Origin of the sequence: Aquiflexum sp., assembly GCF_041751335.1 — a bacterium.
Taxonomy (GTDB): Bacteria; Bacteroidota; Bacteroidia; order Cytophagales; family Cyclobacteriaceae; genus Aquiflexum.
The window spans coordinates 1-18,870 of record NZ_JBGSXS010000334.1 but is presented as its reverse complement, the minus strand read 5'-3'; the positions used below and the strand labels follow the sequence as shown (position 1 = coordinate 18,870).

16 protein-coding genes are annotated in these 18,870 nt (G+C 36.4%); 6 read left to right on the top strand and 10 right to left on the bottom strand.

What is annotated here, in order from left to right; translation table 11 throughout:
- A partial coding sequence (locus tag ACEW8U_RS18840; protein WP_373523608.1) for an alpha/beta hydrolase occupies positions 1–851 on the bottom strand: 851 nt, incomplete at its 3' end.
- A gap of 235 nt (positions 852–1,086) precedes the next feature.
- On the opposite strand from ACEW8U_RS18840, the gene ACEW8U_RS18835 reads away from it, so the two are divergent.
- The 5 genes from ACEW8U_RS18835 (at position 1,087) to ACEW8U_RS18815 (ending at position 4,962) form a co-directional block, all read left to right on the top strand.
- Positions 1,087–1,425: a hypothetical protein gene (locus ACEW8U_RS18835; RefSeq protein WP_373523607.1), complete on the top strand. Its 339-nt coding sequence runs from the start codon at positions 1,087–1,089 to the stop codon at positions 1,423–1,425.
- Between the two features lie 68 nt (positions 1,426–1,493).
- The gene (locus tag ACEW8U_RS18830; protein ID WP_373523606.1) at positions 1,494–2,144 is read left to right on the top strand and encodes a Uma2 family endonuclease; all 651 of its coding nucleotides are present in this window, start codon (positions 1,494–1,496) and stop codon (positions 2,142–2,144) included.
- Between the two features lie 100 nt (positions 2,145–2,244).
- Positions 2,245–3,030: a hypothetical protein gene (locus tag ACEW8U_RS18825; RefSeq protein ID WP_373523605.1), complete on the top strand. Its 786-nt coding sequence runs from the start codon at positions 2,245–2,247 to the stop codon at positions 3,028–3,030.
- A 300-nt stretch (positions 3,031–3,330) separates the two neighbouring features.
- The gene (locus ACEW8U_RS18820; protein WP_373523604.1) at positions 3,331–3,945 is read left to right on the top strand and encodes an NADPH-dependent F420 reductase; all 615 of its coding nucleotides are present in this window, start codon (positions 3,331–3,333) and stop codon (positions 3,943–3,945) included.
- Between the two features lie 402 nt (positions 3,946–4,347).
- A complete protein-coding gene (locus ACEW8U_RS18815) occupies positions 4,348–4,962 on the top strand; it encodes an NADPH-dependent F420 reductase (protein WP_373523603.1) in 615 nt (204 codons plus the stop codon).
- Positions 4,963–5,163: 201 nt separating this feature from the next.
- On the opposite strand, the gene ACEW8U_RS18810 is transcribed toward ACEW8U_RS18815, so the two are convergent.
- Positions 5,164–5,583, bottom strand: coding sequence for a group III truncated hemoglobin (locus tag ACEW8U_RS18810; RefSeq protein WP_373523602.1), 420 nt, complete (start codon positions 5,581–5,583; stop codon positions 5,164–5,166).
- Positions 5,583–6,836 (bottom strand): ectonucleotide pyrophosphatase/phosphodiesterase, encoded by a 1,254-nt coding sequence (locus ACEW8U_RS18805; RefSeq protein WP_373523601.1) that lies wholly within the window; start codon positions 6,834–6,836, stop codon positions 5,583–5,585. Before ACEW8U_RS18805 ends, ACEW8U_RS18810 begins: the two co-directional genes overlap by 1 nt.
- A gap of 166 nt (positions 6,837–7,002) precedes the next feature.
- Here ACEW8U_RS18805 and ACEW8U_RS18800 point away from each other — a divergent pair, with 166 nt between their 5' ends.
- Positions 7,003–7,626, top strand: a complete 624-nt coding sequence (locus ACEW8U_RS18800; RefSeq protein WP_373523600.1) for a Uma2 family endonuclease — start codon at positions 7,003–7,005, stop codon at positions 7,624–7,626.
- A 124-nt stretch (positions 7,627–7,750) separates the two neighbouring features.
- Here ACEW8U_RS18800 and ACEW8U_RS18795 read toward each other — a convergent pair whose 3' ends face one another.
- The 7 genes from ACEW8U_RS18795 to ACEW8U_RS18765 form a co-directional block, all read right to left on the bottom strand.
- Positions 7,751–8,836 (bottom strand): agmatine/peptidylarginine deiminase, encoded by a 1,086-nt coding sequence (locus tag ACEW8U_RS18795; RefSeq protein ID WP_373523599.1) that lies wholly within the window; start codon positions 8,834–8,836, stop codon positions 7,751–7,753.
- A complete protein-coding gene (locus tag ACEW8U_RS18790; RefSeq protein ID WP_373523598.1) occupies positions 8,826–9,701 on the bottom strand; it encodes a carbon-nitrogen hydrolase in 876 nt (291 codons plus the stop codon). Before ACEW8U_RS18790 ends, ACEW8U_RS18795 begins: the two co-directional genes overlap by 11 nt.
- 289 nt (positions 9,702–9,990) lie before the next feature.
- Complete coding sequence (locus ACEW8U_RS18785; protein WP_373523597.1) at positions 9,991–10,371, bottom strand: response regulator; 381 nt, start codon at positions 10,369–10,371, stop codon at positions 9,991–9,993.
- 84 nt (positions 10,372–10,455) lie between these two features.
- Complete coding sequence (locus ACEW8U_RS18780; protein ID WP_373523596.1) at positions 10,456–10,887, bottom strand: response regulator; 432 nt, start codon at positions 10,885–10,887, stop codon at positions 10,456–10,458.
- A 4-nt stretch (positions 10,888–10,891) separates the two neighbouring features.
- Positions 10,892–14,896: a CheR family methyltransferase gene (locus tag ACEW8U_RS18775; RefSeq protein ID WP_373523595.1), complete on the bottom strand. Its 4,005-nt coding sequence runs from the start codon at positions 14,894–14,896 to the stop codon at positions 10,892–10,894.
- A 5-nt stretch (positions 14,897–14,901) separates the two neighbouring features.
- A complete protein-coding gene (locus tag ACEW8U_RS18770; RefSeq protein ID WP_373523594.1) occupies positions 14,902–17,643 on the bottom strand; it encodes a PAS domain S-box protein in 2,742 nt (913 codons plus the stop codon).
- 116 nt (positions 17,644–17,759) lie between these two features.
- A complete protein-coding gene (locus ACEW8U_RS18765) occupies positions 17,760–18,320 on the bottom strand; it encodes a PAS domain-containing protein (RefSeq protein ID WP_373523593.1) in 561 nt (186 codons plus the stop codon).
- Positions 18,321–18,870: the final 550 nt, after the last annotated feature.

Sequence of the window (18,870 nt, the reverse complement as noted above, 5' to 3'; positions counted from 1 at the left end):
TTATCCTCCATAAACTCCTCAACCCATTTATATACCTTATTTGGTGTGTAGATAAACTGTGCGATCATGGGGACATGCTTTTTTCGTTTTTGAAGGTGAAAATTGGGCTCAGGTTCTATTTTTTTATATTCTTCCAAAAATCTTTCAGTGGTCTTTTCTATTCCCGGAAGCGTTCTACCTCCCATCATGATCAGCATCGGTGGATCTTTTTCATCTAAATAGTAAATCGGTGAGGTATCTTCCCATACCTGAGGGTTATCCGTAAAGGCCCGGAGATATTTGGTCCCAGGTTCATAATTCATTTCGTTCAAAAACCAATACATATCCAGACCCGCCGCATCTATCAGGATTGTCCCTTTGATGGGATTTTCCACACCCAAGGTGTCAAAATATTCATCTCGTACAGAAATCAAACTTGCTAAGTGCCCTCCAGCAGAATGTCCCGAGACGAATATCTTATCCGGATTCCCTCCATAAGTAGTAATGTTTTCCTTTGTCCATTTCACAGCTTGCGCAGATGCCTTTGCCATGTCATGAACCTGATGATCGGGACTGAGTGGATAATCAATGATGACTGCTACAATATCTTTCCTTGCCAATCTTGATCCGAGAAAGTCATAGATATCCTTATTTCCAGAATTCCAGCTACCGCCATGGAAAAAAAGCATCACGGGATTCTTACCATCTGCCTTTTTTGGTGCAAAGACATTCAATTGCTTTTTGGGGAGGTAGCCCAAAAGCCCATTTTCCATATAGGTAATGTCTTTACTCCTCTGAACCCGTTTTAGAGAACAAGAAAAAGATGCCAGTAAAAGAATGGCAAAAAGAAGATAGCGGTTGTATAATATCATAAGTTAAATTAAGCAAAGGTTCATCTTGGATAACATACGTAATGATGCAGTGTTTAAAATTATAAAATCTAAATTCATTCATATTGCGTTAGGTAAAAATCAAATGCCATTTCACAATTCGACCTTAGGATCTTTAAAAATTTAACAACAATGGAATTCATGATGATTAATCTTATTCCATAACTTTCTTTTATTTGATCTGTCGCATTATCATCAGAAGCATCGTCTATAGAACATGAAGCCACTCTTAGGTTTATTTATTATCGCATTTTTATTTGCAACTAACTCCTGTATTTCAGATAAAGGTCCATTCATAGAAGGAAATGGTGAAGTGGTATTGAATGTAGCCACACGCGGTTCATACCAGTTTTTGATCCTTTATAAAAATGAGCTATACTTCTCTGAAAGTCTTCCTGAAGAATATAAAGATATCAGCCAAACACCTATCCCTGTGTTTATTAGATTCAGATTAACAGACAAAGAGGCTGATATTTTCACTCCTGCCCCAAACGATGTTCCCATATTTTTAAAATCTATTCCGGTGATCCGATTAGCAGAAATCAGCCGACGCTAATTATCATATTCCAATCCATCTTCAAAGTCTACATTTCCTTTCTCCCTAATAATCAGTATTTTTACTTTATGGAAGAGGAAGAATTGAAAAACATAGTTGAAGAGCCGCTAGCAGAGTACCTACCGACCAGGCAGGCAGGCCTGCCTACCGGACAGGCAGGTGGCCGCTATACTTATGCTGACTACCTGACCTGGCAGATGGATGAAATGGTCGAACTGATCAAAGGCAAGATTTTCAAGCAAGCCGCAGCGCCAAGAGTGAATCATCAAAGAGTTGCAAGAAAAATTATAACAGCTTTTTCCAATTTTCTCAAAGGGAAGAAATGTGAAGCATTTATCGCTCCATTTGACGTAAGGCTACCTATAATATCCAAGAGGAATGAAGACATTGATACTGTTGTCCAACCTGACATTTGTGTGATCTGCGATCCGAGTAAAATAGACGAACTTGGTTGCGTGGGTGCTCCCGACTTAGTCGTTGAAATCCTTTCTCCCGGCAACAACAAAAAGGAACTTCAAAATAAATACGAAGTGTATGAAGAATCCGGGGTAAAAGAATATTGGATCATCCATCCCAATGAATGTACAGTGATCATTAACACCCTAATCAATGGAAAATACCAAGCATCCAGAATTTTTACACATGGTGATAAAGTAGCATCCCAAGCAGTTGAAGGCTTTGTACTTGATCTGGAAGAAGTTTTCGATGATATGATCTAAAAAATACAACATATTGTTATAGTCAATCATGATTCCTTAGTTTTTTAAATAATCTAAAAAGGCTATTCAAAATTTAATAATACCGCAAAAAACAACTCTTATGAAAAGTATTTCCCTGTTGATTTTCAATACGCTTAGTTTTATTGCGACCCTATATCTCAATTATCTCTATGGGGCCGGAGTAGGGGGAAGGAAATCAGTTGGGGAAGTCAGCAGTCAATTTGATACTTTGATCACTCCGGCAGGATATGCGTTTTCCATTTGGGGATTGATCTATCTCCTTTTGTTAGGCTTTATCGTCTTTCAATGGGTATCCTTCTTCAAGAATCAAAACCAAAAATCCCTTCTACCCTCTTCCATTTGGTTTGGGCTCTCCAACATCCTCAATGGCCTATGGATAGTAGTTTGGACCTCTGAATTGATTTCTATTTCTGTTTTGGTAATCTTTTCATTGCTGCTATGTCTATTGGCCCTGGTGGTTAGATTAAGACTGGAAACATGGGACGCTCCATTGGATATCATTGCTTTTGTGTGGTGGCCGATTTGTATCTACACAGGTTGGATAATTACCGCTTCGGTGGTCAATTTATCAGTCTGGTTTGTATTCAAAGGGATCTTACTTTCCAATCAGGTATTTTGGACTATCGCTGTTTTATTCATAGGGACTGCGATATATTTGATGCTTATTCGTTTCAGAAATATGCGGGAAGCTGCATTGGTAGGAGTTTGGGCATTTACAGCAATATCAGTCAAACAGTGGGACAATCAATACATGATCGCCTTCGCTTCATTATTCTTAGCGGGTGTTTTATTCTTAGCTGCCGGCATCCATGCATTCAATAATAGAAAAACCAATCCATTTCAAAAAATCATGCAACCCAAGTAGGCTGCTGAATTTCCTTTTGGAATGATTTTTAGATTGGACTTCAATGAAGCAGCAAATATTTCTTTTGAAAACATATTAACTGACTATTAATTCAATGTTTTTATTTAATGAAAATATTCTTTTTCCATATTTTATTTTGTAATTCATATTTGATTTGTTAATTTTCAATGAAAGAGATAAAACATATTACTAAAACACCTCTCTTATTAATTTCTTGCCACCATTCTTACTTAATCCATACCTAAAATGCCCTAGTAATGGTATGGATGATAAAATCTCCAAGCAATACTCAAAAAAATAATGAAAATAGGGATATTGGGCGCTACCAAGCTTACCACAACATTAGGGAAAAAACTCCACTCCTCAGGGTCACAGGTGATTTATGGAGTAAGGGAAAATTATGAAGCAATAGAAATTGAATGGAAAATCCTAAATCGGTTTCCAGGTCAGGTTTATAGTTTTATTGAAGCTATCAAAAGAGCTGAAATTATACTTATTTGCTGTGAAAATGAACAATTGCCCGAAATCTGTCAATCATTCTCGAATCTTGACCTTACTGACAAAACAATTATTGATTGTACCAATGGAAGGTTTGAAAGCAATTTTTCCTGCAATAGTGTTCTGATACAGAAATCCCTTAGTAATAAAAATATTTATAAGGCTTTCAATAATCTGGGGCTGGATTATCCAAACTCGGATGTATTAGGCTTGATCAAGGAAACTTATTTTTGTGGTGAAGAAGGGCCCGAAAAACTAAAAGTGAAAAAACTAATCGAAAAATCAGGATTTAAGGCAGTGGATGCAGGCTCTTCACAAAGTGCATATCTTTTGGAGGCCTTCTTTCATTTGGGTAAAGAAATCGCTATCAACAAAAAAGAAAAAACTGAATACCACTTCAAATTAATTACTGTCTGACTTCAATTTTCTTTCATTTCCCTTCATTTCTACGTCTAGATTAATGGATGTCACCAAGGCATTTTTCGATAAATTATTGCAACCTGAAAGCTTATATTTTGGGTGTTTGATTTCCCCTTAAATATTGATATTTATCAAGATTCCCTTCCATTCAAATAAATTGTTGAAAAAATTTTTAGCCAAAATATCTCTTCCCATTTTGTAATTTGACAGTCACAAATACTTATTTGCTTTTCATTTTTGAAGTCCTGTTTTTTCAAAAATATATTTTGAATACGCGGACTAATTATCTATATTTCAATCCGTTCTGTTAAATATCAAAATATAATTCTCGAAACTGGGCGATTAAATTATCATCTAATCATTGGCTTTTTCACCCAAAAGCTAAGCAACTGATCGATTATGAAAATAGGAATACTAGGTGGAACCAAGCTTGCTTCTACCCTCGGCAAAAAATTATTGTCCGCAAATCAAACAGTGGTTTTTGGAGTTCGTGAAGACTTCGTGACCAAGGAAATTGAGTGGAAAATTCTCAACATGTATTTGGATAAGATTTTCAGTTACGAAACTGCCATCGAAATGTCAGATGTCGTTTTGATCTGCTGCGAAAACGAACACCTTCCAAAAGTGTCAGATGCTTTGGCAATGTCTGACCTGGGCAACAAAATTATCATTGATTGCACCAATGGTGCTTACACAGCGGAGTTTTGTCCAAATACCACTTTAATCAAAAAAAGTATTGGTGAACAAAAGCTTTTCAAAGCATTCAATAACCTTGGGATAGATTATCCAAAATCAGATCCTATGGGTTTGGTGCATGAAAGCTACTACTGTGGGCCTGATTCAAATGAAAAAACATTGGTGAAAAGAATCATTGAGTGGGTTGGCTTCAAAGCTGTCGATGCTGGCGAAATTGAAAACGCAATGCTTTTGGAAGCATTTTACCACTTAAGAAAGACCATTTCTTTCCAAAAAGCAGAAAGAATGGACTATCATTTCAAGCTGATCTCAGTTTGATTAAGTCAAGATCTCCATTTATTTATCATTACTTGCAACCGCCTATCTGATAGACGACTCCTCTAGCATTTTCTATCTGATAAAACCAACTATTATTTTTTTACCCAACACAAGGCAGGGAAGGTTTATGGATATGCCAAAGTTTTAAACATAGAAATAAATGAGCTAAGCTTACTTTTATCAATTCAAAAAACACTCTACTCATAGATTGGGGCGGTAGTCAATTGCTTTGCTTCTCCCCTCCATAATCCTGAAAAATAGGATATGTGCCATATTACGGGCATGTTCTTTTGCATAATCAGCATTCTTACCTACAAAATAGGAATCCAAAGTTGAGAACCAGAGCTCCAGCCAATTTCCAAAATGGAGTTGTTCAATCTTATTTTCTGTACTTCTATCAACTTCCTTGTGCACTGGTACAGGACTAAACTTACCTGCACCCGGTCCTGAATTTAGCAGCACCATTTCCCAAAAATCAGTCAGTCTTTCCAGATGGGTTTCCCAATCCTCCACCACCTTATTGAAAATCGGTCCGAGATTCTCATGAACTCTGATCTTGGCATAAAAACTCCTTACCAAAAGTGACACGTCATCTCTGTTCTCTATTTCTTTCCTATCCACTATTTCTCTTTCAAAATCGGTTCAAGTATTTCCAGCCTACCATCTATTTCTTCCGGAATCGGCAATCCTAAGATTGTAGCCAACAATGGGTATACGTGGATATTTTCAAAAGGTGAAATTACCAATCCTTCCTTGACCATCGGTCCATTGGCGAAAAAGATGCCATGCATATCTTTATACTCCGAACTGAATCCATGCTCCCCAAATACATCTGTCTTGAACATGGCTGACCTGTTTTGATAAGAAACCATACCTTGGCTAGTGGCCAGGTAATGGCCCAAATCAGGGATTATGAGCAAGTCCCCCAATCGATTTCTGTATTTTTCGATATTCTTGTAATATTCTTTGTCCGATACCCTGACTACTTTGAAATGATTTTCGGCTTTCTTCAATTTCTTGAAAACCTTCTCCAATTCTTTTTTATTTTCTAAATGGAGATGGGCCAAGGCGCCGTTGTTGACTACTCTCGCAGCAATCCCTTCGGTAATATGGTCAAGGTTGAGCAAATTCCCTTTGGGGATATTGGTCATGCCATGGTCGGAAACGATGAAGATATTGATATCCAAGTCAAAACTCTTCAAGCCTTCAAACAACGCCCCCAATTCACGGTCCAATTTTTCCAGTTTTCTTCCGACTTGTTCGTCATTATCAGGTCCATAACTGTGCCCAACATTATCCATATCCGAAAAATACAGCGTAATCATTCTCGGTCTTTCTTCTTTTGGAAGCTGTAACCATTCAAAAACCTTAGAAACTCGGGTAAGGTTTGGGACACTTCCATCAAAATTGAAATAATAACTTGGATGGATGCCTTGCACCGGTGCCTCAGATCCAACAAAAAAATAACTAGCTGCTTTCATGCCATTTTGTTCAGCCAATACCCAAATAGGCGTCCCTCCATACCAATACCCATCCTCAACTATATCCCTGTTGCCCATGGAATACACAAGGTCTTTTTCGGGTTCATAAAAAGAATTGTTCACCAAACCATGGTTTTCAGGTTTCATCCCCGTAGCAATGGTATAGTGATTGGGGAATGTTTTACTAGGGAATGAAGGAATCATCGCTTCGGCAGCGGTCCCATTTTGAATAAAGCGGGAAAGATTTTCAGGTTTGAATCTTTCAACATAATCATGTCTGAAACCATCAAGGGAAATGAGTATCACATACTGTTCTCTGTCCTGAGAAAAAACTTGAGTATTTATTTGAAAAGAAAGAATAAATAAGGCAAATATGGATTTTACAAAATTCATTTCAAAAAGGGTTACAGTCAAACACAAAAGTAACAGAAGAAAATTCGGCAGCAATATGTTTTTTCTAGAATGATTAAAATCCTTTAAAAGCCAATTGAGAATCCGATACGATTAAAACTCCCTTCGCCTTCTTTTTCATTAGCACCATTTTTCATATCTTAGTTAGATGAAAACTTTTGATCCCCTACCTGAAAATCAAAATAAAGCTGAGGAGCCAATAACCGAGTATGGCGTTTACTCCTATGCTGATTATCTGACATGGGAATTTGAAGAAATGGTCGAAATCATCAAAGGGAAAATATTCAAATCCGCAGCAGCGGCACCAAGGCGGATTCATCAAAAGATATCTGGAAATATTTTGACCAAACTACATGTCTACTTAGAAGGTAAGCCCTGTGAAGTATATGATGCTCCTTTCGATGTACGGCTTCCGGTCAAGTCAAAGAAAAATGAGGATATTTTCACAGTAGTCCAGCCTGATATATGTGTGATCTGCGACAAAAGTAAGTTGGATGAATTTGGTTGTATCGGTGCTCCTGATTTGATTGTGGAGATACTTTCCCCAGGAAACAACAAAAAAGAACTCCAAAACAAATATGAAGTTTATGAAGAAAGTGGGGTAAAAGAGTATTGGATCATTCAGCCCTACGAATTGACACTTTTGGTCTATACCTTGAATGATGGAAAATATATCCCCTCCAAGCTTTTTACTGTCGGCGATGTTGTCGAATCAAAATGTGTCAAGGGATTCAAACTTGACCTGAATGAGGTTTTTACTGATTTGGACTAAAACTTTGTTTAAATTGATGGATGTCCGATGTCGGATGACCGATGTACTGGACAATAAGGCTTTTAACCGTGTGTAATTTTATATTGGCTGGTTCGTCCGACTTCCGGCTTCCAGCTTCCAACTTCTAGATAAACGGTTCCTGCTGACTCAGGCAGTGAAATGAACCCAAACCCCAAATCAGTTCCAAGGAATTGACCCCTACTACTTTTCTGTCGGGAAAACAGGAAGTCAAAATATCCAATGCCTTATCGTCATTTTTATCCTGGAAAGTAGGCACGACAACGGCGTGGTTAGAAATATAAAAATTGGCATAGGAAGCAGGCAAGCGCATATCTTCGTGGATGATTTTTCTGGGCATCGGCAATTCCACAATATTCATCTGCTTGCCGTTTTCCAACCTCAGTTTGTGAAGCAGATCAAGGTTCTCTTTAAGCGGCGCATAGTTTTCATCTGCTTTGTTGTGTTCCACCATAGTCACTACAGTATCGGAGTTGACAAATCTGGTCAGGTCATCAATATGTCCATCGGTGTCATCACCAATGATACCATCATTGAGCCACAGGATGTTTTCTACCCCATAATAGTCATGCAGATATTCCTCAATCTGCTTTTTGGAAAGATGGGGATTCCTGTTGGAATTGAGCAAACAAGCCTCAGAAGTGAGCAAAGTTCCTTTACCATTAAATTCCACAGAACCACCTTCCATGACTATCCCGGGTTTGAAGCAAGGAACATTTCTAAATTCAGCGATTTTGATCGGAATCAGATTGTCCAGGTCATAAGGAGGGTATTTATCTCCCCAGGCATTGTAATCCCATTTGACTAAAACCTTTTTTTGATCTGCTTCCTGATTGATCAAAAAGGCAGGACCATGATCCCTGCACCAAGCATCGTTGGTAGGAAAAAAATGAAAATAAACATTTTTCAGATCCACTCCAGCTGACTCAAGATGACCCAAGGCAAATGCCTTCATCGCTTCATCTTTAACATTGATGTGGACCTCTTCTCCTAAAGCAACATACTTTATAAATTCAGCATAACCAGGAAAAATGGTGTTGATCTTTCCTGGCCAAGATGCTTCCTTATGTGGCCAACTCAGCCAAGTCGCTGAATGGAGGGCAAATTCCGCAGGAAAAGAATAGCCCAATTGGTGAGGTGTGATGTCTCCTGCCTTTTCGAAAACGTCTTTGGTATAAATATTAGTCTTCATCAATGAATCTCTTGAGGATGGGAGAATAGGAATCGATGCGTCTGTCTCTCAAAAAAGGCCAATGGGTTCTGTACCTATCCGAGTTTTCCATATCCAATTCTTGTACATAAACCTCCTCTTCCACATGATCAGCTTGATACAAAACCCTACCAAAGGCATTGGTCACAAAAGATCCTCCCCAAAACTTCATATCCCCTTCGATACCTACTCTATTGACTGAAACCACAGGAACGCCATTGGCCACTGCATGGGAACGCTGAATGGTCTGCCATGCCTGATATTGCTCATCATTGATTTCTTTATCTTGATCCTTGTGCCAACCGATGGCTGTCGGGTAAAACAGCATTTCTGCTCCCATCAGAGAGGTGATTCTCGCTGCTTCAGGGTACCATTGATCCCAACAGATCAGGACTCCAATTTTTGCAAACTTGGTATTGAAAACCTTATAGCCCAAATCCCCTGGCGTAAAATAAAACTTCTCATAATATCCAGGATCATCAGGGATATGCATTTTTCGGTATTTGCCAAGGTAGCTTCCGTCTGCATCCAATACAGCGGTGGTATTGTGATAAAGGCCCTCTGCCCTTTTCTCAAAAAGCGAAGCAATGATCACCACGCCAAGTTCTTTGGCTAGAGAGGAGAAAAAGTCAGTTAATGGTCCGGGAATACTTTCCGCCAATTTGAAATTGTCATGATCCTCCACATCACAGAAATAAAGGGATTTGAAAAGTTCCTGAAGACAGATGATTTGCGCACCTTTCTGGGCGGCTCTTCTGATTCCATCTTCTGCTTTCGATAGGTTTGATTTGAGATCTTGACTGCAGAAATTCTGCACCAATCCTACTTTTACGGTTCTTATTGACACTTGTATTTAGGTTTTGATTTCTAATATTTCAATTAAAGGTTGAAATTAAAAGATTCTTGATTAAATCCCTCAAAGACTGAATTAACTAAAATTTTTCTAATTATCCTAAATCATAACAGCCAGCAAATCCCTTTAGAATTTTAAGAAAAAATCATTATTTACTTAAAGACATTCGATGCCTATATTATCAGTAAGTGGACACAAGGTCTCTTTACATCCTGTTAAAAATCATTTATGTTATTTGTTTGCATGAATCTAATTAACCAAAAAAATAACGCTAAAAAAAAAATCAACCTAACATCATATTTAAATCCTCTGAACTAAGTGGTTTATGAATAAATTTCTTTAAAAATTTAAATTGATTTGCTCTCTCTTTATCATTGTGATCTGTTGAAGATGAAACCAAATAAATAGATAAGTCTTGAATACCATAAAAATTGTTTTTTTCCAATTTCTTCAAAAATCCCCAACCATTTAAAATCGGCATATTTATATCTAAAATCACAATTATCTTTAATGGTGATAATTGGAGAGAACTTAAAAGCTTTAAACCTTCCTCTCCATTTTCACATTCATGGCATACAAGTGAAGGAAAACTTCTTTTTATCATCCTTTGAACTATTAACCTATATACTAGGTCGTCATCAATTATGCATATAATTTTCTCCATAGATTGATAATTTAAAGATTAAGATCCTGAGTCTAACCGATTAAATACATAGTTTTTTATTGCCCATAATCTTTGTGAAAATAATTATTCAGATAACAAGGATAGTTGCAACCAAAACTCCTCGATTTTAAGAACAGCTTTGAGAAAATCTTCCATCTCCAGAGGTTTTTTTACGTAGCTATTACAGTAGTTTTTATATGCTTCTTCTATATCTTTTTGGTTTGAAGAGGTAGTCAGCATGATGACAGGGATTTTTTTTAATTCTTCATCATTTTTAATTTTCTGTAGAACCTCGTGTCCATTATAGACAGGAATATTGATATCCAATAAAATCAAGTCAGGCTTTTTTGCATCTTGAAAACCTCCTTTTTTAAACAAAAAATCAAGTGCTTCCTGTCCGTTTCTTGCAACACTTATTATTGTTTTTATTTTACTTTCTTCAAATGCTTCAAGCGTGAGAATTATATCTCCTTCATTGTCCTCTACTAAAAGGATGTGAGCAGGTTTTGTTTTCATTGTCTTAGTTTAACTTTTTAGGTATTTCAAATTTTATCGTTGTTCCTTCGCCTTCCGTTGAATCAACCCAAATCTTTCCTCCATGGAACTCCACTATTTTTTTGCATACAGATAGACCAATACCATTACTATCTTCGTTGGGCTTTATTGTTTTGAAAATTTTAAAAATGTTTTCAAACTGATTTTGAGGAATTCCTATCCCATTATCAGAAACCGAAAATATCACTTTTCCCAATAAATCAATACATGTGATTTTAATTTGGGGGTTTCTCTCACTTCTGTATTTTATGGAATTACTGATCAGATTTGTGACAAGTCGCTTAAAAAGAATTGGGTAAATATGAAGTTTGGTCACTTCTAGATCGTAATCCAATTCCCCGTTCAATTCATTCATATCTTTTTCAAATTGTTGAAAAACCTCTTTCAACAATTTTGATAAATCAACAGATTCAACTTCCTCATTTGACATACCACTCCGAGCATATTCAAGCAGATTGTTGATCATTTTATCCAATTCAATTGAAGAAGAAATAATAATATCGAAATATTCTTTTCTTTTATTCTCTTCTAAACTATTTCCTTTTTTATTTAAAATTGCAAGCAGGCCTCTGATGTTTCTTAGGGGTGTTTTTAAATCATGTGAGACAATGTAAGCAAACTCCTCCAGTGACTTATTCACCTCTTCAAGCTTCTGAAATTGTTCCTTAATAGTTTGATTTAATTTATGAACTTGATTTATATGTTCTTGTTCTACAGTGATATCATTTTGAATTGAAAAGAATCCTATATAGTTATCGGCCTTATCATAAAGTGGTTCGGCCTTTATATTGATCAGGTATTTATCCCCAACTTTATTATAATTAATTATATCGATATCGAAATTTTTTCTCTCATTGATTGATTCTGACATTATTTTAATTATTTCGGGATCGCTCTCAGGTCCTTGCAATAACCTTCCAGGAGTTTCCCCTAACGCTTCTGCTTGTGAATATCCAGTTGTTTTTTCAAAGGCATCATTGGTAAATGTAATCTTCCCGTTTGTATCTGTAATGATAACTGCACTACTTGTTTGCTCTGCAATTAGCGATATTTTTTGAAATTCTATTTCATTTAATTTTCGTTGATGAACATCTCTTATCGTGAGTAAATATTTGTACCCTTTGGTATCGACTTGCTTTATAGGTTTGATACTAGCCTCCTGCCATCTTACATTTCCTTTGGATTTTTTAAATTCAAATTCAATTAATCCAGGTTCGCTATTTTCTTCGATTGCTGCAAAAGCCTTTTTAAAAAGTTGTTTGTGAGATTTATTTGGTATTTGGTTTAATAGGTTGAATTCGTATAATTTTTCTAGAGGATAACCCGTAATTTCCGCGCCGGACGGAGAACAGTATTCGATTTGGCCTTCCTTATTAATAATACAAACCATGTCACGAAGGTTGTTGGATATCAATTCAAAAATTTCTTTTTGCCCTTCGTGCTTGGAGTTTAAATCAGCCAAGGTCTTGTCAGAGATCTGTATGACTCTTTTTAACTTATTTGCTTGGGTCAAATCCACAAATACTAAAATGACTCCTTTTATTTCGTTCTTCTGAGTCTTGAAAGGTGATATTTTCAAAAGATATTCCCGCCTCTTTATATCTTCGATTCTTGATTCATAGACAACCAAATTTTCCAAAACAGTCTCCACATGTTCTATTAAATTATCCAGTTGGATTTTCCCTCTGAAATGACTGATATTTCTACCAATGTCATGGGGCACTAGATCTAATATTTTCTTTATGGAAGGAGTGAATTTTCGAATATTCAAATTCGAATCCAAAAATAATAAAGCTATTTCTGTACTATGGATCAGATTATTGAGGTCATCATTTGACGCTGACAATTCACTGTTTTTTTGCTGGTATTCTGCATTTACTGTGTAAAGTTCTTCATTTACAGATTCCAATTCTTCATTAGAACTCTGTAATTCTTCATTTGCTGCCTGAAGTTCTTCATTACTTGATTCTAATTCTTCGATGGTAGTTTGGAGCGTTTCTCTATTGATTCTGAGTTCGCGTTCTAGGATATTGATCTTCTCTTTAGATAGTGTATTTATATTGACACTTTCAAAATTCGTATTTTGCGGCCCACCTTTCACTAATGGTTCAAAAGTGATAAACAAATGGGCTATCCCTGCCAAAAGTTCTTTTTTTCTAACTTGAATGTTTGTAAACTCAGCTGAATCAAAATGAAAATTTAGATCGGAAGGAATTCCGATGTTAGTCAAAACTACAGGCTTACCTGAAATTAAGACCTTCTTGGCTACCACCTCTAAAGGCAAAGAGAAAGATTCAGGCAGCATTTTTAAAATATTAGAGCTGATTTCTCCTGATGGAATCCTTAGCCACCTATTGGCTTTTCCTGTCGTATGTAATAAATTGAAATTTTCATCAATTACCAGAGAATCCGGAACATATTCCTGAATAAGTGCGTGCTGTATTTCATTTAATATTTTCCCCTCATTTGTACTTACCGGCCGAATGTTAGAAATTGGTTTATCGGAACTTTCCGTAGTCCTTTTAAAAGTACTATTTGTAGCATGCAGTCGGTGGATAGATTTTTTGTTTTCTTTATTGATAAAAATTTTATGCTTATTGTTAAATTCAAAAAATTCCTCAATGACTGTACCGAGGCTTTCACTGGGACCAAGGAAAAGAAAACCATTAGTTCTGAGAGAATATTGGAAAAGGGAAAATAATTGTTGCTGTACAGCGTCATTTAGGTAAATGAGGAAATTTCTGCAACTGATCAAATCAATTTTATTGAATGGCGGATCTTGAATTACATTATGAGCTGAAAAAATAATCATGTCTCTGATTTGCTTAACAACAGTGTAACCCGTTTTTTGAGGAATAAAATATGTATTCAAATATTCGATTGGAATTTCCGCTCTGATGTTCTCGGAAAATATTCTATTTGCCGCAAATTTAATGGCCTCCTTATCTAAATCGGTGGCAAAAATATTGACATCAAATTGCAACTTATGAATCCTTAAATAATCTAATATTAAAATAGCAATACTGTAAGCTTCTTCTCCGGTAGAACAAGCTGGCACCCAAACCCGGATAGTTTTTGAATCCATGTTTTCCTCAACCAACTTTGGTATCACTTGGAGTTTAAGAATTTCGAATGCCTCCTCATCCCTAAAAAATCGGGTTACTCCAATTAGAAATTCTTTAGCAAGTAGGTGGGCTTCACCCGGATTAGATTTAAGGTAATTGTAATAATCTTCTATTTCAACATAATCCAATAGACTCATTCTGCGGTGGATTCTCCGCAATAAAGTTGTGTGTTTATAACCTGTAAAGTCTACATTGATTTGCTTGTTTACCCTATTTAAAATATTGGAAACAGTAGCGCCATCCGTTGCGGAATTTTCATTCTTTTTATTGATAATATTTTTATTGGCAAAAAACGTATCAATTTCTTGATGCATTTTTTCCACGGCGCAAATTTTATCCACGACCCCGGAGTTGATGGCCATGTTCGGCATTCCGTTGAATTTGGCCTGAGATGGGTCCTGTACCAACACCAATCCTGCTTTTTCTTTGATATATTTAATCCCTTCTGAACCGTCACTACCTGTCCCCGAAAAAACAATAGCGCAGGCCATCTCCTGTAAATTTTCTGCCAAAGACACAAAAAAGCTGCTGATGGGAAAACTCAATTTTCTATCTTCTTTTTCACTTAGGATAAATTTACCCGACTTCAATTCAACAAATTTCTTTGGGGGATTCAGGTAAATATTTCCTTTTTGAATGGTCATCGAATCTTCGATGATATGAATAGGAAGCTGTGTATGCCGGGACAATAACTCATCCATCATACTTTTATGATTGGGTGCCAGGTGCTGAATGATAACATAGGCATACGCTGAGCGATTTGTGGTATTTTCAAAGAATTGTTCAAGTGGCTCAAGCCCGCCAGCCGATGCCCCAATCGCAATAACAGGGAATTTAATGTCCATTTTATTTAATTTTTGGGGATTGTAAAGTGAAATATAGATCCCTGACCAACTTCAGAATTTAACCAAATCCTTCCTCCCATAAATTCCACACTTCTTTTTGCAATAGACAATCCAATACCGGTTCCACTGTAGAGCTCTCTATTGTGTAGTCTTTGAAAGATGATGAAAATTTTATCAAAAAATTGATTATCAATGCCAATACCATTATCCTTAATAGCAAACTCCCATTCAGTTCCATTTTCAATTGTGGATATTTCAATGTGTAGAGGAATATTTTCTTTTGAATACTTTAATGCATTATCCAGCAAACTGTGGAAAATTTGGGTAACTGGAGCGCTAAAGGTTCTTAAATGAGGCAACTCTCTAGAAATAATAGTTGCTGATTTTTCTGCTATAAGTTTTCTCCTTAATTGTTTAAAGTCCGAAAGTATCTCATTCAGATCTACTTCCTCTTTCTCCTCAAAAGCTTTATTAGCTCTTGAGTAAAGCAATAAATCCAATATAATCTGCTTCATCCGCTTTGCGCCTTCCGTTGCGTAATGAATGTATTGAAGTGCCTTATCATCAAGTTGATCCGCATATTTTCTTTTCAATTGATCCATAAAGCTGGAAATCATCCGCAATGGTTCCTGCAAATCGTGGGAGGTGACAAAGGCGAATTGCTCCAGTTCTTCATTGGAACGCTCTAGTTCTTTTGCGTAATTTTTAAGGGATTCATTGAGTTCTACTAATTTTGTTTCTTGTTCTTTTAGTTTTGTAAAATCCACCATAGCTCCCACCATTCTAACTGCTACGCCTTGGCTATCTCTAATTATTACACCCTTATCTATAACATATGCAAAGCTGTTGTCTGATTTTTTATACCTATATTCTTCAAGCCAGTTAGATACATTTTTGTTTTTAATTGCCTCATATACAGATTTTTCAACACGTTCAATATCACTCGGATAAATATTTTTTATCCATGAATCTAAGGTGGGTGTAATATTCTCGACATCATACCCGAACAAGGTTTTAAATCCTTCACCCCAGAACAATGTATTTTCACTTATATTCCAATCCCAGATAGCATCATTTGTAGCTTGGGTAACTTTCTCAAAACGTTCATTGGCTTTTAACAAAAGGATATCAGTCTTTTTCCTATAAGAGATGTCCTTAAAATAAATCGATAATCCGTTTTCTGATGGATAAACCGTCACTTCTACCCACAAATCCAAGGTGGCATAATTTTCTTCAAAGTTTATGGTTTCTCCTGTTAACATGGCCTTGTGATATTGCCTGTAAAATTCTGAATCAATTACATCAGGGTGAGTCTCCCATATATTTTTGCCAAGAACATCCTCCTTATTCCTACCCAATATAGTTTCAGCCTTTTTATTCCAATAAGTAACTGTCCAATCTTTGTTTACAGCAAAAAAGCCATCACCGATACTCTCTAAAATATTATTCTTTTCTTCTAATATTTCAATTATCTTCTCATTTGCAAGTTTTTTAGCAGTGATATCAATTCTAATAGCTACATATTGAAATGGTTTGTTGTTTTCATCTAAAAATGGGACAATAGTGCTATCTACCCAATAGAATGATCCATCTTTTGCCTGATTCTTTATTTCTCCCCGGAATACTTTTCCTTTGGCTATTGTTCCCCATAACTCAGCAAAAAATGATTTGGGGTGATGCTTAGAGTTGATTATGCTATGGGTTTTACCTATCAATTCCTCTCGGGAATATTTAGAAAGTTTACAGAATTGATCGTTTACGGATGTGATGACACCTTTTGTGTCAGTAATTGTAATAATGGCAGTTTGATCTAAAGCAAATTTATAATCTTCCAATGATTTTAAACTCGCCTGAAGGCTAATTTCAGACTTTATTCTATCGGTAATATTCTTTGCCGAAGCATACACCAAACCATCTTCCAAGGCAGGATTACAGTTCCAACTCAGCCAGATTACCTGCTCATCCTTAGCCAAGAAGCGGTTTTCAAAAGTGAAGACCGAATCACCTTTTGTTATACCCTTAATTTTTTGCTCGAATTTCCCTTTATCTTCAATAAGTGTAAATTCATCGATGGAATGAAATAGTACCTCTTCCTGGGCGTATCCCAACAGGGCGCATCCGGCATTGTTGATCTTTAAAAATCGCCCCTCAAAGTCAGTGACGCAGAGGATTTCAGGAGTCGCATCGAAAACGTTTCTGAGGTCATTTTCGAGTCGCTTACGGTTAATCTCTGACCCAATGAATTTTTCCAGCCGGCTTAAAACCAGGCTGTGCTGCTCCAAATAATCCGGTTCCCGTTTGGTTCCAATCAGCAATACCCCAACCAATTCATCTTTAAAGGTCAAGGGTATCCCGAGTATGGCTTGTAGCCCTAAGTGTAAAGCTCCTTTTTTCCTAATGAAGTATTTTTTAATCTGTTTTTCATCCCAAAGAAGCTGTTTTCCCTTTTCCCAAACTTTCCCTGGCAATCCCTCATTCTTCTGAAAATAAGTTTCCGATGGCTCAAGTTCATAGAAATATTGGTTCTGTGTGCTGTGGCCTATTAGTTTTATTTGGGTTTGCTCCATATTGGGGCACCAGAGTTCTATCAAATCAAACTTACCGAAGGTATATAGATTTTCGCATAGGCGGTAGGCGGCCGGAATCAATTCCTCTTCATCATTAAAGCTTAGGCTGATTTGTCTGAGCAGTTCCTTTTCTGCTTCTTCTTCGATTTTATCCTTCGCATCTCGCGATACACAATACATTAATTTCGTACTACTATCCCAACGGGCTGACCATAAATTAAAGGCGATACTCCCATCTTTTTTTGTATAGCGGTTCTCAAATGATTTCACATCTTTTCCTCTAATAATAGCCTCGGCTATTTCTCTGGTTTTGGCAAATCATCTTCCAAAATCAAATCCCAAAACGACATGCCTCTTAATTCCTCTGGTGTGTATCCCCAATGGGGTTTAGAAGCCGCGCTCACAAACACAAAATTACCCGCTTCATTGATCGTGCAAAAAGTATCTAATGAAGCATCCAACAATTGATTTGCTTCCGATTTATGTTTGACTATCCGTGTTATATCTGTCGAGCGACAGGCCACGGAGTGGGTTCTATCATCATCTCCAATTACAGGTGTGAATGTAATTTGGCCATATTGAATATCATTAGATTCAGGATTATAATAATGTTCTTCTACTTCAAAATACTCTCCTGAAAGTGCCCGCTGGTAATACGCTTTCCATTTTTCAATATAACCCTCCCCAAATCCCTCAACCAAAATCGGGGTATTCAATACTTTATCAATACCCGTGACTTCCTTCATCAGACTTAAATAGGCTTTATTGGCATAAACCAAAGTAAGGTCGCTGTCCACCACCCAAATAAGATCTTTGGTTTGATCGAGAATTTTATTTGAAACCTCATTTAGTATCATGATGAAATAATTTAATTAATGTTGAAGTTTTCTACTGTGTCAAATAGATTTGGGAATGAGATTATTTTGAAAGTTAGATCTCTCTCTAAATCAATATGATTCTATTCAAATCCTAGATTATTTTGTTTTTTAATTGAAATTTATGGGGCATTATTATACTCGCACTTAAGTTTGTCTATCAGGTAGGTCAGGTGATACTTAGCTAAATAGAAGAGAACATACCAATATATATGTTATTCCTTTATTAAACCACAATAAATTTCTCTATTCCACTTTATTAGTATTTTCCATTTACCAAAAACCAACCCCACATTGAAAAAGAAAATAAATTCCTTTAAAAATTATAATACTGTTAGAAACGATAAAGATTTTTAAGCCTCAAAAACCTCTTTATCTTTGCAGGATAAACCCTAATATAATTCAATATGAAAAAACAATTGATTGCTGCTTTTGTATCCGCCAGTTTATTAGTGGCCTGTGGGCAAAGCGAAAATGAAAACGATATGACCAACCCATTCTTAGAGACTTACAACACGCCTTTTGAGGTGCC

Excerpts from the sequence above, each read along its gene's own strand:
- ACEW8U_RS18835 (WP_373523607.1), top strand. The coding sequence starts at position 1,087 with ATGAAGCCACTCTTAGGTTTATTTATTATCGCATTTTTATTTGCAACT.
- ACEW8U_RS18830 (WP_373523606.1), top strand. The coding sequence starts at position 1,494 with ATGGAAGAGGAAGAATTGAAAAACATAGTTGAAGAGCCGCTAGCAGAG.
- ACEW8U_RS18825 (WP_373523605.1), top strand. The coding sequence starts at position 2,245 with ATGAAAAGTATTTCCCTGTTGATTTTCAATACGCTTAGTTTTATTGCG.
- ACEW8U_RS18820 (WP_373523604.1), top strand. The coding sequence starts at position 3,331 with ATGAAAATAGGGATATTGGGCGCTACCAAGCTTACCACAACATTAGGG.
- ACEW8U_RS18815 (WP_373523603.1), top strand. The coding sequence starts at position 4,348 with ATGAAAATAGGAATACTAGGTGGAACCAAGCTTGCTTCTACCCTCGGC.
- ACEW8U_RS18805 (WP_373523601.1), bottom strand. The coding sequence starts at position 6,836 with ATGAATTTTGTAAAATCCATATTTGCCTTATTTATTCTTTCTTTTCAA.
- ACEW8U_RS18800 (WP_373523600.1), top strand. The coding sequence starts at position 7,003 with ATGAAAACTTTTGATCCCCTACCTGAAAATCAAAATAAAGCTGAGGAG.
- ACEW8U_RS18795 (WP_373523599.1), bottom strand. The coding sequence starts at position 8,836 with ATGAAGACTAATATTTATACCAAAGACGTTTTCGAAAAGGCAGGAGAC.
- ACEW8U_RS18785 (WP_373523597.1), bottom strand. The coding sequence starts at position 10,371 with ATGGAGAAAATTATATGCATAATTGATGACGACCTAGTATATAGGTTA.
- ACEW8U_RS18780 (WP_373523596.1), bottom strand. The coding sequence starts at position 10,887 with ATGAAAACAAAACCTGCTCACATCCTTTTAGTAGAGGACAATGAAGGA.
- ACEW8U_RS18775 (WP_373523595.1), bottom strand. The coding sequence starts at position 14,896 with ATGGACATTAAATTCCCTGTTATTGCGATTGGGGCATCGGCTGGCGGG.
- ACEW8U_RS18770 (WP_373523594.1), bottom strand. The coding sequence starts at position 17,643 with ATGTATTGTGTATCGCGAGATGCGAAGGATAAAATCGAAGAAGAAGCA.
- ACEW8U_RS18765 (WP_373523593.1), bottom strand. The coding sequence starts at position 18,320 with ATGATACTAAATGAGGTTTCAAATAAAATTCTCGATCAAACCAAAGAT.